Source organism: Pseudomonas sp. RIT-To-2 (assembly GCF_029623465.1).
In the GTDB taxonomy this organism is placed as follows: domain Bacteria; phylum Pseudomonadota; class Gammaproteobacteria; order Pseudomonadales; family Pseudomonadaceae; genus Aquipseudomonas; species Aquipseudomonas silvicola.
The window spans coordinates 19,871-34,309 of the sequence record NZ_JAPYKM010000004.1; the positions used below are offsets into that span (position 1 = coordinate 19,871).

Below are 14,439 nucleotides of genomic sequence, written 5' to 3' on the forward strand. Positions count from 1 at the left end.
CTCAGGCTCCTTCGGCCAGGATCGGGTTGCGCAGCAGGCCAACGTTTTCGATTTCCACTTCCACCACGTCGCCGGCCTTCATCCACAGTTGCGGCGTGCGCGCCTGGCCGACGCCGGCCGGGGTGCCCATGGCGATGACGTCGCCCGGCTCCAGGGTCAGGCATTCGGACAGCAGCGAGATGGTTTCGGCGACCGACCAGATCATGTCGCTGGTGGTGGCGTCCTGCATGATCTCGCCATTGAGGCGGCACTGGATGCGCAGGCCGGTGGCGCCAGCAGGCAGCTCGTCGGCGGTGACCACGACCGGGCCCAGGGCGCCAGTGGCGTCGAAGTTCTTGCCGATGGTCCACTGGGGGGTGCGTTTCTGGTAGTCGCGCACCGACATGTCGTTGAAGCAGGTGTAGCCGAACACGTAGTCCAGGGCATCGGCCTGGGCCACGTGGCGCGGCACTTTGGCGCCGATGACCACGGCCAGTTCGGCCTCGAAGTCGAAACGCTCGGACACCTTGGGCACGCGGCCGGCCACTTCGTGGGCCATCAGCGAGGTTTTGCCACGGTAGAAGAACCACGGGTATTCAGGCTTGCCGCGGCCGCTTTCATTGGCGTGGTCAAAGTAGTTCAGGCCCAGGCACACGGTCTTGCCGGGCTCTGGCACCAGCGGCGCCAGTTGCAGGTCCACCAGGGGCAGGCGCGGGGCCTGGCTGTCAGCGGCGGCCAGGGCGGCTTCGTTGAGGTCGATACCCTGTTCCAGGGCTTGGCGCAGGTCGGCCGGCACATGGGGCAGGGTGGCGTTGAGGTCGATGACCTGGTCGCCTTCGATCAGGCCCAGGCGTGGGGTACCGTTGTGCAGGAAAGTGGTGAATTTCATTTTATTGTCCTTGTTCCTGGGAGGTGAAGAAGACGTTGCGTTGTGCAGCCTTGAGTGCTGGCGACGGTGGCTGGGAGATGCCCCACTGGTCCACCCGGCCCTCGGGCCAGGTCCAGTCGCCGGGCGCGCCGGCCTGGTAACTGTCGTCGATCTGCTCGACGTCGGCGGTGTATTCGATGACTTCGCCGAACGGGCCGATGAAGTAGTTGAAGGCGTTATTACCCGGGCCATGGCGGCCGGGGCCCCATTCGATGGGGTGCTGGGCGTCGCGCATGCGGCCACCGCCGCGCATCACCGACTCCAGGTCCGGCATCAGGAAGGCGATATGGTTGAGCGCGTCGTTGTCGGTCACGCCCAGGGCAATGGAGTGGTGGTCGCGGTCGCAGTTGAGGAAGGCCATGATCTTGGTGCGGTCGGACAGGCGGAAGTCCAGTACGCGCTCGAAGAAGGCCTGGGACTGCGCTACGTCGTGGCTGTTGAGCACGGCATGGGCCAGGCGGATAGGGCGGTCGGTGGCTTCGAAGGCCTGGGCGCGCTCGTCGCCATGCACCACGCGCAGGATGCGCCCGTGGGGGTCGCGCAGGGTCAGGGCGATGCCGCCACCTGGCTCGGTCACGCTGACCTGGTCTTCGATAATCTGCCCGCCATTGGCCAGCGCGGCTTCGCGAATCTGCCCCAGGGCGTCGGCATCGCGGGCGCGCAGGGTGACGTTGCGAATGGCCAGGTGGTCGGCCTGGTGCAGGGCCAGCAGGTGGTGATCAGCACCGGTACCCTTGAGGTAAATGGCCGTGTCGGTACGCGCGGCAATATCCAGGTGCCAGACGCGGGTGTAGAAGTCCTCAGCGCGCGCCAGGTCTGGTACGTCCAGCGCGACGCTGCGCAATGCCTGAATCCATTTGGAAGCCATAGATCAACCCCTGCCTGTGTGAGTCGAGAGTGCGAAAAATCGTTCGGCGTTACCGTGCAGCAGGGCCTGGGCCTGGGCGTCGGTCAAGCCGCACTCCGCCAGGCGTGCCACGGGTTTGCGCTCGTGGAAATTGAAGGGGTAGTCGCTGCCCAGCAGCAGTTGGCTGGCGCCGAACGTGGCCACCAGATGGCGCAGGGTCGGGGCGTCGAACACCAGGGTGTCGAAGTACAGCTGGCGGGCCTGTTCGCCAGGGGAAACGGCGATGCTGTCGCGCAGCGCGGGAAAGGTTTTCCAGCCCTGTTCCAGGCGCGGCAGCAGTGAGGCGAAGGTGCCGCCACCGTGGCTGAAGGCCAGGCGCAGGCCGGGGCAGTCGTGCAACAGGTTGCCGGTGATCACGGCGGCAGCCGCCAGGCCCACGTCGCTGGGGTAGGCCAGTACCTGCTGCAACGGCGCGGGGCCAATGAGGCGGTCCATGCCGCACGGCTTGAGGGCGTGCACGAACACCGGCACGTCGAGCGCCACGCAGGCCTTGAAGAAGGGGCGCAAAGCAGGGTCGGCCAGGGTCAGGCCATTGATGTTGCTGCCCAGTTCGACAGCCACCAGCCCCAGTGTCCGCACCGCGTACTCCAGCTCGGCGATCGCCACGTCCACGTCCTGCAGCGGCACGGCGGCCATGCCAAGCAGGGCACCACCACTGTCGTCGCACAGCTGGGCGATGGATTCGTTGATGTAGCGCAGCAGTGGCTGCGCATGGTGCACCGGCATCCAGTAGCTCAGCAATTCAGGCATCGGCGAGATGACCTGGCGCCCCAGGCCCATGCCCGGCAGGTCGGCCAGGCGGCGGGGCAGGCTCCAGCATTGGTCGGAGACGGTACGGTAGTGTTTTCCATCGATCATCACGTGGCAGTGGCAATGGCCATCGTGTGAGGGGGCTTGCAGCATGGACGGCCAGCCGGCCGGTACATGCGGGCCGGCCCAGGCGGGAAACTGGCCGGGGACAAAATGGGCGTGAATATCGATGCCCAGGTCGGGAGCGAGGCGGAAGGTCATGGCAGGGTATTTTTATGATTGTGTGGGCTGATCCTATATAAAATGAATTTTAGTGGCAATATAAAATATTAAAAATATCGTATCGTTTTTTCATACACTCGCGGGCCCAGTAGCGCGCCGATGCGCAAGGCCATCGGCGCGACTACCTGGCCGGGTCAGCGGGCTGCAAGCCCCGCAACATCGATGCCCACCGTCACGATCAGTTCGTCTTCGTCACCGGTTCCGCCTGACGCGCCGATGGCGCCTACCACGGTGCCGGAGGCGTCTAGCATGAGCATCGCGCCGGTTTGCGGGACGAACGGCTGCTGAGAACTCGTGGCGATCGAGCCGAAGAACGCTGGCATTTCACCGGCTTTCTTTGCTAATAATCGAGTATTGGCCCCCATGCCGATGGCGGCGCAGGCCTTGCCCGTGGCGATGGTCATGCGCAATGGCGTTGCGCCGTCTTCCCTGGCAGCGGCGACAACGGTGCCTGCGGTGTCGACCACCACGATGGCCATGGGCCGGAACTGGTGGCTGCGTGCGGCCTGCAAGGCGCCGTGCAGAGCGGTTTGAGCCTGGTCGAGAGTGAGGGTGGGCATGACGGTTCCTTTTTATATATTAAATGAACGGTGTGGCTGTATCTGATATGATTGGCCGCGCAATCGCAACTCCGACTGCTTGTTTTTCATATTTTCTGGTGTCCCTACCCATGGCTCGAACCCCCGCTGTCAGCATCGACAACCGCCCCTCTACCCGCGCGACCGACCTGTATGACCAGTTGCGTGCTGACCTGCTCAACGGTCAGCTGGAACCGGGCAGTAAGTTGGTGATCGATGCCTTGGCCGGGCGTTACGCCACCAGTGCCACGCCACTGCGCGAGGCGCTGAACCGGCTGATCTCCGACGGGCTGGTAGAGAAGCGTGAATTGCGCGGTTTCGTGGTGGCGGAGGTCAGCGAGCAGGACCTGCTGGAAATCACCAAGACCCGCTGCTGGCTGGAGGAGATTGCCTTGCGCGAATCCATTGCTCGCAGGGACAGGGTGTGGGAGGAAGAAGTGGTCATTGCCCACCATCGCCTGGCGCGCACGCCCCGCTCATTGTCCCAGGACCACTTCGAGGACAACCCGGATTGGGAGCCCGCTCACCGGGCGTTTCACCGCGCGCTGATCGGCGGCTGTGGTTCGCGCTGGCTGCTGGCGTTCTGCGCGCAGCTGGCCGACCAGCACCACCGTTACCGTACCCTTTCGGCGCCCCAGGCGTTTACGGCCAAGCGTGATGTGAAGTCCGAGCACCAGCAGATCATGGAAGCGGCGGTTGAAGGGCGGGCGGACGAGGCGGTGGGGTTGTTGCGCGGGCATATCGAGCGCACGGCCAGCATCGTGCGATCCGACTCGCCGATGTTCAACAAGGGCCGCTAGCGCTTCCCCCACGCCTGTAGGAGCACAGCTTGCTGGCGAAGGGCACAACGCGGTTCATCAGGTATACCGCGTTGCGTTTTTCGCTAGCAAGCTACGCTCCCACTCCCTGGCTGACACGAGCCTGTGGGAGCACAGCTTGCTGGCGAACGGCACAACGCGGTCCATCAGGTATACCGCGTTGTGTTTTTCGCTAGCAAGCTATGCTCCCACCCCCCCAGACCGACGCAGGCTGTAGGAGCACAGCTTGCTGGCGAAGGGCACAACGCGGTCTGTCAGGTATACCGCGCTGGCTGTTTCGCTAGCAAGCTATGCTCCCACCCCCCCCAGACCGACGCAGGCTGTAGGAGCACAGCTTGCTGGCGAACGGTACGACGCGGTCTGTCAGGTATACCGCGCTGGCTGTTTCGCTAGCAAGCTATGCTCCCACCCCCCCCCAGGCCAACGCAGGCTGTAGGAGCACAGCTTGCTGGCGAACGGTACAACGAGGTCTATCAGGTACACCGCGTTGCCTTTTTCGCTAGCAAGCTACGCTCCCACCACCAGGCCGACACAGCCTGTAGGAGCACAGCTTGCTGGCGAAGGGTGCGACGCGGCCCATCAGGTACACCGCGTTGCGTTTTTCGCTAGCAAGCTAAGCTCCCACTCCCTGGCTGACACAAGCCTGTGGGAGCACAGCTTGCTGGCGAACGGTACGACGCGGTCTGTCAGGTATACCGCGCTGGCTGTTTCGCTAGCAAGCTATGCTCCCACCCCCCCAGGCCGACGCAGGCTGTAGGAGCACAGCTTGCTGGCGAAGGGCACAACGCGGTCCATCAGGGATACCGCGCTGGCTGTTTCGCTAGCAAGCTATGCTCCCACCTCCCCAGGCCGACGCAGGCTGTAGGAGCACAGCTTGCTGGCGAAGGGCGCAACGCGGTCCATCAGGTATACCGCGCTGGCTGTTTCGCTAGCAAGCTATGCTCCCACCTCCCCAGGCCAACGCAGCCTGTAGGAGCACAGCTTGCTGGCGAACGGTACAACGAGGTCTATCAGGTACACCGCGTTGCCTTTTTCGCTAGCAAGCTACGCCCACCGTTTCAGCTCAGTGCATTGCGCTGGGCAATGGCCCCCAACACCTGGGCGCTGCCTTTGACTTCGCGCTTGAACGTCGTGCGGTCCACCGCCACCAGCCCGAACCGGGGCTTGTAGCCGAACAGCCATTCGAAGTTGTCCAGCAGACTCCAGTGCACATAGCCCAACACCGGCACGCCATCCTGCATGGCCCGTTGCAAGCCGGCCAAGGCTTGCGGGATGTAGGCGGCGCGCCGTGCATCGTTGGAGGTGCTGATGCCATTCTCGGTGACGATGACCGGCTTGCCAGTCGCCGCATGGGCATAGCGAACGGCGCCTTCGAGCGACGCCGGGTAGTATTCCTCGCCGCTTTCGGTCAGCTCCGCGCCTTTGGGCGGCAGCATCGCGCCCTTGGCATCGAGCTGCTGGCGGCCGTAGTTCTGCACACCAATGAAATCACTGGTCTTGGCGGCTTCCATCCAGGGGCCGTACACGCTTTCACGCTTGGCGTCGCGTTTGCTGTCCGGGCCTACGGCCTGGTCGTCGGTAATGGACAGGCTCACGCCCACCAGCGCATGGGGCGCCACCGATTTGATCGCCTGGTAGCCTTTGAGGTGGCCTTCCAGCATCAACTTGAGCTTGGGCTGGTATTGACCAAAATTGGCCACTGAATAATTGGCGCTGCCCGTGGCCCTGGCCGCCGCCTGCAGCATCTGCGCCTCCACGGCCTTGAACGCAGGTGGAAAGGGCAGCGGCAGCCAGTCCAGAACCGCCAGAATGTTAGGCTCGTTGAGGGTGGTGGCATGGCTCAGATGGGCGCCCAGGTGGGTGGCCGCGCGCTCGCAGAACCGTGCGAACAGGTCCGGCGCCCCGGCCGCCTCCCAGCCGCCGCGTGCCGCGAACCAGCGTGGGGTGGTGAAGTGGTTGAAGGTGACCATGGGGGTGATGCCGCGTTCCAGGCAGCTGCCCATCATGCGTTTGTACAGGTCGAGCATGGCCACTGAAAACTGGCCTTCGGTGGGCTCGATGCGCGCCCACTCCAGGGAGAATCGGTAGGTGTTCAGGCCGATACCCTTGACCAGGTCCACGTCTTCGTTCCAGCGGAACAGGCTGTCACAGGCGTCACCGGAGCGCTCGGCGAACACCGTGGGGGTCACGTGTTCCAGCAGCCAGATGTCGGAGTCGCTGTTGTTGCCTTCGATCTGGTGCCCGGCGGAGGCCGCGCCCCACAAAAAGCCTTTTGGAAACGCGGGGTTCTTGCTGGCGCCATAGCCCAGGCCAGGGAGGCTCGCCGCAACGGCCAGTGTCGCGCCGCTCAACAGCACATCACGCCGGGTCAGGGGGGCAGAGGAGATTTTCACGATCATCACTTCCTTTTTATTCGAAGGGGTTCAACGATGCTGGCCCGAATCCAGTCCCAGGAAACTCTCCAGCTGGACATGGAACAGGAAACCGGCGGACATGCCGCTTTTCGGCGCGATGCCATTGAAAGGGTTGACCGTGTTGACCGGGTCCCAGGTGTACATCACGTAGGGGCTGACCACCACGCCGCGAGTCAGGATCAGGTTGGCGTCCAGTTCCACGGCGTACTCGCCGCCCGGGCTTGAATAGTCCTGGCCCGCGGTGCGGAACGCGGCGTTGATGTACTTCTGTTCGTGGTCACTGAGCTGCACCCAGTGGGCGCTCAGCGAGTAGGTGTCATAGGGTCGGGACTTGAACGGCGCGGACAGGATCAGGCCGGTGCTGACCTGGTTGGGAATGCCATTGGGCAGGTCTTCTTCGAAGACGTGGCTGCCAGCGAAATAGGCGCTGAGCGCGGTGGGGCTCATGTCGTTGGACTGACCGCCATCGGCGCGCCAGAAGGTCTTTTTCAGGCCCAGGTAGAAGCCGTTGAGGCCGTTGGTGGTGGCGGCCGCGTGGGTGGAATCGGTGAGCTGCGGCGTACCGGCCACGGTGTAGTAAGGGTCACTGCCGTCGCGGGTGTTGTGAAAGCCCACCAACTCATAGGACTCGGGATAGGCCGTGTTGGAGAAGTCCGTACGGTAGGCCACGTTGGCCAGGTAGGTGGTGGACATGTTGCCGCCCGAGCTGCCGGCCCCGCGCTCCCAGCCATCGGTAAACGGATAGGCGTCATTGACGCGCCACGTGCCGACCTGCGCGCTCAAGGCAGGGGTGAACTGGTAATTCATCCGTGCGCCCCAGTTGGCATAGGGGGCAGGGTTCGCGCCGGCGGCGTCCGGTAGGGTGGTGCAGCCCAATCCCACGTTGCACAGGGGCAGGGCGAAGTAGTTGCCGGCATTGCTGATGCCGCCTTCGACGGTCAGCTTGTCCTGCAGCAGCTTCTGCTCCAGCGTGAACAAGGTGAGGTGGCTGACCCGTGGAATGTACGGGCTGGATTTGCTCGACAGCACGTCCCCGGCTTGTGCACCGAAGTCCAGGTTGTTGCGGTAAGGCACGTACAGCTCGTTGAAATGTACGCGGGTACCTTGCCAGCCCATGATCTTCTCGAGATCGAAATCCACGCCCACATCGAACAGCGTCAGTGACTCGTGGTTGCCGGTGTCCGTGCCCACGTCCGGGTTGGCCAGGTAGAACTGGGTCAACCCCAGGTGCGGGCTGATGCCGTGGTCGTCCAGCCATTGGCCTTGCTTTTCCAATGGCGGCGGGGTCAGCACAGGAATGAAGGAGTCTGGAATGCCGACACTCGGGCCAATGGGTTCACCGGGGTATTCCAGGCTGGCGAGCTCAAGCTGTGCCAGTTCGGCGAAACTGGGGGAGGCACACAACAGCGAGACAGCGAACAGTGAATACGGGGCGTATTTGTTCATGGATACCTTCTTTTATTATTGTTGTGGCTCTGTTCACAAGGCGCACGAATCCCTGCCAGCGGAGGCGGCGCTTCCAGCATTGCTTGAGGTGACTCAGGTATCAGGGCCGGGCGTATCGGGCCCGTGTGGCACGTATCAACTTGAAGATGACCGTGGGCCGTTGAGGCAATGCGGGGGTATCGCCTGCGTGTTGGGGTGGCCGGTGGCGTGCTCCAGGTCAGGGACGCGCGCGGGCGATGTGCGCAGGCACGGCAAGCTGTGGGGGGCAGCGTCTACCGCTGCGGCAAGCTGGGTAGTGGTCATGGCATCTGTTTTTATGATTGTTGATGTCAAGGATCCTATACAGAACCAAAATTCGAAGCAATATAAAATATTAAAAATGATGTATCGGTAATTTGTACATGCTTTAGCAGGGTAAACGGGGGAATCGCCCTGTCAGGCGGTTTAGCGGGGAGCACGCGGGGGGGGGCGTGATGCCCACCGCAGGGCTAAAGATGGGCCCGGTCGATGCCATTGCTGGCGCGCAGGATGTCGGCCATCACCGCCAGGGCAATTTGCGCCGGCGTCTTGCTGCCCAGGTTGAGGCCGATGGGGGCGCGAATACGGCGCAGCTGTTCGTCCGACAGACGGCCAATGCGCTGCAGCCGTTCCAGGCGTTTCTGCGAGGTGCGCTGCGAGCCCATCGCACCGATATAGAACGCCGGTGTGCGCACGGCTTCCATCATGGTCAGGTCATCCAGCCTGGGATCGTGGGTCAGGACGACCACCGCCGTTTGCCCATGACAGCCACCCGCCTCGATGTACACCGCTGGCAGTTCCCTGCGGCACGTGACGCCCGTCAGGCTAAACCCTGCCCATGCTTCTTCGCGAGGATCACAGATGACCACCTCCAGCCCCAGGCTGAGGGCGAACTGGGCGCAGAATTCGGCCACGGGGGACAGCCCGGCGATCAACAGCTTTTGCGCCGGGCCTACGTGCAGTTGGACCTTTGATTGGGCGTCATCCAGGATAACCTTCGCGGCGATCCCCGGGTGCTGCACGACCTCACAGGTCTGTGCTACCACGTCTACTCGCCGCACCACGGCCCCCTCACCTGACAGGGCGCGGCGCATCAAGTGCAGGTCATGCAGCGTACGGTCCGTTGGCACCAGGTGTTCGACCAGCACCAGCAGGCTGCCGCCACAGGGCAACGCCACGGGGGTGTCATGGCCACCGGCCCCGTAGCGGATCAACTGTTGCCTCAGCGGTTCACGGTTCTGGCCGGCAGGGCCAGCACCAGCAGCGAGCTGAGCAACAGGCACCCGGCGAATATCCACAGGGCGATCTGAGGGCTGTGGAAGTGGTCCATCACCGCGCCCATCAGCGAGTTGCTGACCAGGCCGGCGATGTTGGCCACCGAGCACGCCAGGGCGAAACCGGTCGCTGCCGCGGTCCCCTTGAGGAAGGTGGCGGGCAGACTGAAGAACACCGGTACCGCGCCAATGATGGTCAGTGAAGCCAGGGAGAACAGCAGCACCGTGATGGCGACGTTGTGGGTGAAGAAGGTGCTGAGGAACATCGAGGCAGCGCCGATGATGAACGGCACCACGATGTGCCAGCGGCGCTCGCGGCGGCGGTCGGAACTGGCACCGATGGCGAGCATGCCGATCAGCCCGGCCAGGCTGGGAATCGCGACCAGCAGGCCGATCTGGCTCGGGTCGGCCACGCCGGCGTTGCGGATGAAGGTGGGCAGCCAGAACCCCATCGCATAGGCGCTGAGCAGGATGGAGAAGTCGATGCCGCCAAGCATCCACACCTTGATGTCGAAGAAACCATCACGGAAGGACTGGCCGCCCTTGTTTTCGCTGTCATCCTGGTCCAGCAGGCGCTTGAGTTCCAGCTTTTCAATAGCGCTCAGCCACGTTGCCTGGCTGATGCCGTTGGGCAGCACCACCACGCATAGAAAGCCCAGCAGCACCGTAGGGACGGCTTCGAGCAGGAACAGCCACTGCCAGCTGGCCAGGCCGCCGACCTTGTCGAAGTTGCCCATGATCCAACCGGAAATGGGGCTGCCCAGCAGGCTGGACAGCGGCAGGCCGATCATGAACAGGGCGATGATGCGGCTGCGGCGGTAGGACGGGAACCACTGGCTGAGGTAGTACAGTACCCCCGGCAGAAACCCCGCTTCGGCGGCGCCAAGCAGGAAGCGCAGGGTGTAGAACTGCCACTCGCTGGTGACGAACATGGTCAGCCCGGACAGCAGCCCCCAGCTGATCATGATGCGGGCGATCCATAGCCGCGCGCCGACTTTTTCCAGGGCCAGGTTGCTGGGCACTTCAAACAGGATATAGCCGACGAAGAACAGCCCGGCACCCAGGCCATAGGCGGTCTCGCTCATGTGCAGGGTGTCGAGCATCTGCAGTTTGGCGAAACCGACGTTGATGCGGTCCAGGTAGGAGGCCAGATAACAGAAACACAGGAATGGAATCAGGCGCCAGATGATCTTGCGGTAGAGCGCGGTGCTGCTGACCGGGGCTATCGGCATGGCGGAAGCTTGGCTCAGTGACATGGTGGAACTCCTGGATCTGCCGCGAAAGCACAGCGGCGCAAGTCGGTTCATTGGGGGGGGCAGTCAGGAATGAGAGGCTTCAGGACGGCCTTTTTTTATAATGTGTACAGCCGCCTCTGTACCGGGGCGGTCTGTGTGTGCCAGCGATGAGCATCCCTGCTCGGCCGTGGTTTTTCTCAGCGGGTACCGAGATAAGCCAACGCCTCCTGCTTGTCCACCACGTCGCCGTACTTGCTGTCGATGTCGAACAGGTTGGCGTCGTGGGGCGCCTGGTGACGGTCACCGACGCACTGGCGGACAACGATGGTGCGAAACCCATGCTGCACGCCATCGACTGCCGTGGCTCGAACGCAGCCGCTGGTGGAGCAGCCTGCGAGGATCAGGGTGTCGACGTTCAGGGGCTGCAGCATCGGTGCCAGCGCGGTGCCAAAGAAACTGCTGGCGTATTGCTTGGTCAACACCACTTCTTCAGGCAGGGGCAATACCTGGGGGCAAAACGCGGCCAGTGGGTTGCCTTCAACCATGTCCTTCATGACCGGCGCTTTCTTGACCCACATGCCGCCGTCGGCGAAGTGGCCGGGGTGGTAGCGGATGTTGGTGTGGATCACCGGGATGCCCGCTTGCCTGGCCGCGGCGAGCAGCGCCACACTCTCTGCCACGGCACTGACCACCCCCGGGGCGAACAAGGGCGCGCCCTGTGTTATGTAGCCTTGCATGAAGTCGATCATCAGCAGGGCGGGGCGCTGGCCGAAGCCGATGCGGTTGCCCCACACGCCCTGATAATTGTCCTGTGCACTGACCATGGTCTGTTCCTCAGTAGGCGCCCGACAGCAAGGCACCGGCACCGGGCACTATCGGCTCCAGGTCCAGTGCCTTGAGCATGGCATAGGTGGTGGCGATGGCGGCGGTCAGCACCGGCTTTCCGGTCTGCGCCTCGACCTTGGCAACTGCGCCCAGCGACGGCATTTGTACGCAGGCCGAGAGCACGATCACGTCCACGCCTTCCAGGTTCAGGCCGGCGACGATGCCGGGCAGGCGTGCGGGGTCGTGTCGTGCCACGTCGAGGTTGTCCGGGATTTCCAGTGCATGCCAGACCTTGACCTCGATACCTTCGTGCTGGATGTAGTCCACCACCAGCTCGGTCAGTGGCTTCATGTAGGGGGCGACCAGGGCGATGCGCCTGGCACCCAGCACGTTCAAGCCATCCACCAGGGCGCCGGCGCTGGTGATCACGCTGGCCTGGGAGTCGTTGTCTCGGACCACCTGGCCCAGGCGCTGCTGGGACTCGCGGTGGTAGCCGCGGCCCATGGACATGATCGCCACCAGGCAGGCGTAGCCCAGCACGTCGACGCGGGCGTCGGACAGCTCCAGGGCGCAGCGGTCGGACTGGGCGTCCATGGCCGCCAGTTCTTCCTTCTTCACGTGCTTCATGCGCATCCGCGCCGAATGGAAGGTGAAGCGCTGCGGGCGGATCAACTGGCGTGCAGTGAGCATCGCCGGTATCTCGGTTTCCATGGTGGTGTTGGAACTCGGCACAATCTGGCCGATGCGGTACAGCTGGTTCATGAGAGTCTCCAGGTCAGCAGAAGGAATGGCCGAGGAAGTTGCCCAAGGCGGCAAAAAAGCCGTCGAAGTCGTCCCAGGGGATCATGTGGCCGGCCTCGGGGGCATGGCTGATTTCGATGGCCGGGTGCAAGGCGTGGATCGCGGCTTCGTCCTCGGGCAGGATGACGCCGCCTCGCCCCGCCACCATGAGCAGGGCAGGCTGGCGCAGGGCAGGGAAGTCCTGGTGAATGTCCACGCTGTGAAATTCCTGGTATGCCTGCACGATGGCCGGCTCGAAGCAGGTGTGCAGCCATTCGGCACGCAGCGCACGCTGCTCCAGCGTCCAGGAGGGGCAAAACGCGGCCATGTCCTGCGCGCTCATGCCTTGCCGCGCCTGGCGAATCGAGTCCACGTACCAGGGCAGCTTGCCGGGGTATTCGCGGCGGCCCGGCCCGGACACCGGCGGGTCGATCAATACCAGGCGCCCGTGGGTTGCCCCGGGGTGGCGGGATGCGGCGCGCAGAACGAAACGGGCGCCCATGGAGTGGCCCATCAGATGATAGCCCTGCAGCCCCAGCGCGCTGGCGAAGGCAATCACGTCGTCGGCGCAGGTATCCGTGTCATAGGCCAACCCTGGCCCGGTCGAGGACAGGCCGCGACCGCGCACGTCCAGCACATAGGTGTCGAAGTGCTCGCCCAGACGTTCGGCGACGAAACCCCAGGTGATGGCGGGGCTCGTGATGCCAGGTACCAGGATCAGTGGTTGGCCCTTGCCACCGTACCGCAGGTAATGTTGACGGATGCCATTGGCCTGCACGTTGGCGCCGTGCTGGAAAGTACTCATGCGGCGGTTTCCGACTTCAGCGGGTGGGCGAACAGGTCATAGCCGAACACCCAGGCCGGGTCTTCCTGGGTGCGCAGCCAGGTGTTGGCATTGGACACTGCCTGCACTCGCGACGCACGTTCCTTGCGGTTGGCTTCGTAGAGGCGGAAGGCGGTGCCGTAGTCACTCAGGCCGGTTTCCTGCAAGCAGCGCGCCAGCATGGCACCGTCTTCGATGGCCATGGCCGCGCCCTGGGCCATGTGCGGCTTCATCGGGTGGCAGGCATCACCCAGCAACACCATGCGGCCTTTGCTCCAGACCGGCAGCGGTTGGCGGTTGAGCAGCGGCCATTTCGTGATCTCTTCGGCGTTGTCGATCAGCGCCTGCACAGAAGGGTGGTAGCCCTTGAAGGTGTCGAACATTTCGGCCTTGGAGCTGGGGATGAAGCTGGCATTGCCGCCTTCCCACGCTGGCTGGGGGACGCCGCTGACGAAGTAGTACTCGTCGCGCTTGCCCGTGGTGTAGTAGACCATCAAATGGCGGTCGCCCGACCACCATTTGACACAGTCTTCAAAGCTGAAATCGTACTTCGCCAGGGCGCTGGCCTTGATCAGTGCGCGGTGCCCCACCCAACCGCTGTAGGTCGGTGCTTCAACGCCCAGCAGGTGCTCACGGACGCGGGAGTTGATGCCATCGGCACCGATGACGATGTCGGCGAGCGCGTGGGTGCCATCGGCAAATTGCAGGCGCACCTCGCTACCGGTGTCTTCGATGGCGGCCAGGTGCTTGGAAAAATGCACGCTGCCAGGTGTGAGGGTCGACATCTGCAAGGCGTGCAAATCGCCGCGGTGCACGGTGATGTAAGCGGCGTCGTATTCCTTGCGAGCAAAGTCGCCCAGCGGGATGCGCGACAGGTAGTCGCCACCGGCGTCGCGGCTGAACCAGAACTCGGGGTGCGAGCCCATCGCCTCCAGCTGCTTTTCGATGCCCATGCGCCGGAAGATCTTCATCACGTTGGGACCCATGTGGATGCCCGCGCCCAGCCGCGAGAACGCAGGGGCCTGTTCGTAGACGTTCACCTCGAAGCCGGCCTGTTGCAGTGAGGTGGCAGCGGCTGCGCCGCCAAGGCCTGCGCCGATGATGGCAATTCGTTGTGTCGCGGGCATAGCACTCATCTCCTCGAAAGCCGATCGCCAGGAAACGGGTCGGCGTGTAATTACAGTGTATGCACTCTTTTATTTTCTTGGGAAGGGCCTTTTTCAAAAATGTGGAATGGGGGGGTTGCTAGCTATTCATGGGCGGTAACACTGGCTTTATCCCGTTTTTGTTACGTCTATTCCCACTCGATCGAATAGCTTGCAGCATTTCTGGAATAGATCCATATTGAAGAGTAAGTAGCGTATACGTTATTAATTTGCACC

At 63.3% G+C, this 14,439-nt stretch carries 12 protein-coding genes and 1 pseudogene; 1 reads left to right on the forward strand and 12 read right to left on the reverse strand.

Annotated features, from left to right (window positions below; genetic code table 11):
* Nucleotide 1 precedes the first annotated feature (1 nt).
* The 4 genes from QBK88_RS04895 to QBK88_RS04910 all read right to left on the reverse strand — a co-directional run bounded on the left by QBK88_RS04895 (nt 2) and on the right by QBK88_RS04910 (nt 3,406).
* Complete coding sequence (locus tag QBK88_RS04895) at nt 2–868, reverse strand: fumarylacetoacetate hydrolase family protein (protein ID WP_277961151.1); 867 nt, start codon at nt 866–868, stop codon at nt 2–4.
* Nucleotide 869: 1 nt separating this feature from the next.
* A complete protein-coding gene (locus QBK88_RS04900) occupies nt 870–1,775 on the reverse strand; it encodes a VOC family protein (RefSeq protein WP_268141532.1) in 906 nt (301 codons plus the stop codon).
* 3 nt (nt 1,776–1,778) lie between these two features.
* Entirely contained in the window at nt 1,779–2,825 is a 1,047-nt protein-coding gene (locus tag QBK88_RS04905) for an amidohydrolase family protein (RefSeq protein WP_277961152.1), read from the reverse strand.
* A 155-nt stretch (nt 2,826–2,980) separates the two neighbouring features.
* Nucleotides 2,981–3,406, reverse strand: coding sequence for a heme-binding protein (locus QBK88_RS04910; protein ID WP_277961153.1), 426 nt, complete (start codon nt 3,404–3,406; stop codon nt 2,981–2,983).
* Between the two features lie 110 nt (nt 3,407–3,516).
* On the opposite strand from QBK88_RS04910, the gene QBK88_RS04915 reads away from it, so the two are divergent.
* Nucleotides 3,517–4,224, forward strand: a complete 708-nt coding sequence (locus QBK88_RS04915; protein WP_268141535.1) for a GntR family transcriptional regulator — start codon at nt 3,517–3,519, stop codon at nt 4,222–4,224.
* Nucleotides 4,225–5,300: 1,076 nt separating this feature from the next.
* Here QBK88_RS04915 and QBK88_RS04920 read toward each other — a convergent pair.
* From QBK88_RS04920 to QBK88_RS04955, 8 genes and pseudogenes are all read right to left on the reverse strand, one after another.
* The gene (locus QBK88_RS04920; RefSeq protein ID WP_277961154.1) at nt 5,301–6,635 is read right to left on the reverse strand and encodes a family 1 glycosylhydrolase; all 1,335 of its coding nucleotides are present in this window, start codon (nt 6,633–6,635) and stop codon (nt 5,301–5,303) included.
* A gap of 30 nt (nt 6,636–6,665) precedes the next feature.
* The gene (locus QBK88_RS04925; RefSeq protein ID WP_277961155.1) at nt 6,666–8,102 is read right to left on the reverse strand and encodes a carbohydrate porin; all 1,437 of its coding nucleotides are present in this window, start codon (nt 8,100–8,102) and stop codon (nt 6,666–6,668) included.
* A 488-nt stretch (nt 8,103–8,590) separates the two neighbouring features.
* Nucleotides 8,591–9,055 (reverse strand): annotated as a pseudogene (locus QBK88_RS30790) (XdhC family protein); the annotation flags it as partial.
* Between the two features lie 287 nt (nt 9,056–9,342).
* Nucleotides 9,343–10,650 carry an MFS transporter gene (locus tag QBK88_RS04935; RefSeq protein WP_277961157.1) on the reverse strand — a complete coding sequence of 436 codons (1,308 nt, stop codon included), beginning with the start codon at nt 10,648–10,650 and terminating at the stop codon, nt 9,343–9,345.
* A 176-nt stretch (nt 10,651–10,826) separates the two neighbouring features.
* Complete coding sequence (locus QBK88_RS04940) at nt 10,827–11,453, reverse strand: N-carbamoylsarcosine amidohydrolase (protein WP_277961158.1); 627 nt, start codon at nt 11,451–11,453, stop codon at nt 10,827–10,829.
* A 10-nt stretch (nt 11,454–11,463) separates the two neighbouring features.
* Nucleotides 11,464–12,216 carry an aspartate racemase/maleate isomerase family protein gene (locus QBK88_RS04945; protein WP_277961159.1) on the reverse strand — a complete coding sequence of 251 codons (753 nt, stop codon included), beginning with the start codon at nt 12,214–12,216 and terminating at the stop codon, nt 11,464–11,466.
* Between the two features lie 13 nt (nt 12,217–12,229).
* Nucleotides 12,230–13,039, reverse strand: coding sequence for an alpha/beta fold hydrolase (locus QBK88_RS04950; RefSeq protein ID WP_277961160.1), 810 nt, complete (start codon nt 13,037–13,039; stop codon nt 12,230–12,232).
* Nucleotides 13,036–14,184 (reverse strand): FAD-dependent monooxygenase, encoded by a 1,149-nt coding sequence (locus tag QBK88_RS04955; protein ID WP_277961161.1) that lies wholly within the window; start codon nt 14,182–14,184, stop codon nt 13,036–13,038. The genes QBK88_RS04950 and QBK88_RS04955 overlap by 4 nt, the downstream gene beginning before the upstream one ends.
* Between the last annotated feature and the right edge of the window lie 255 nt (nt 14,185–14,439).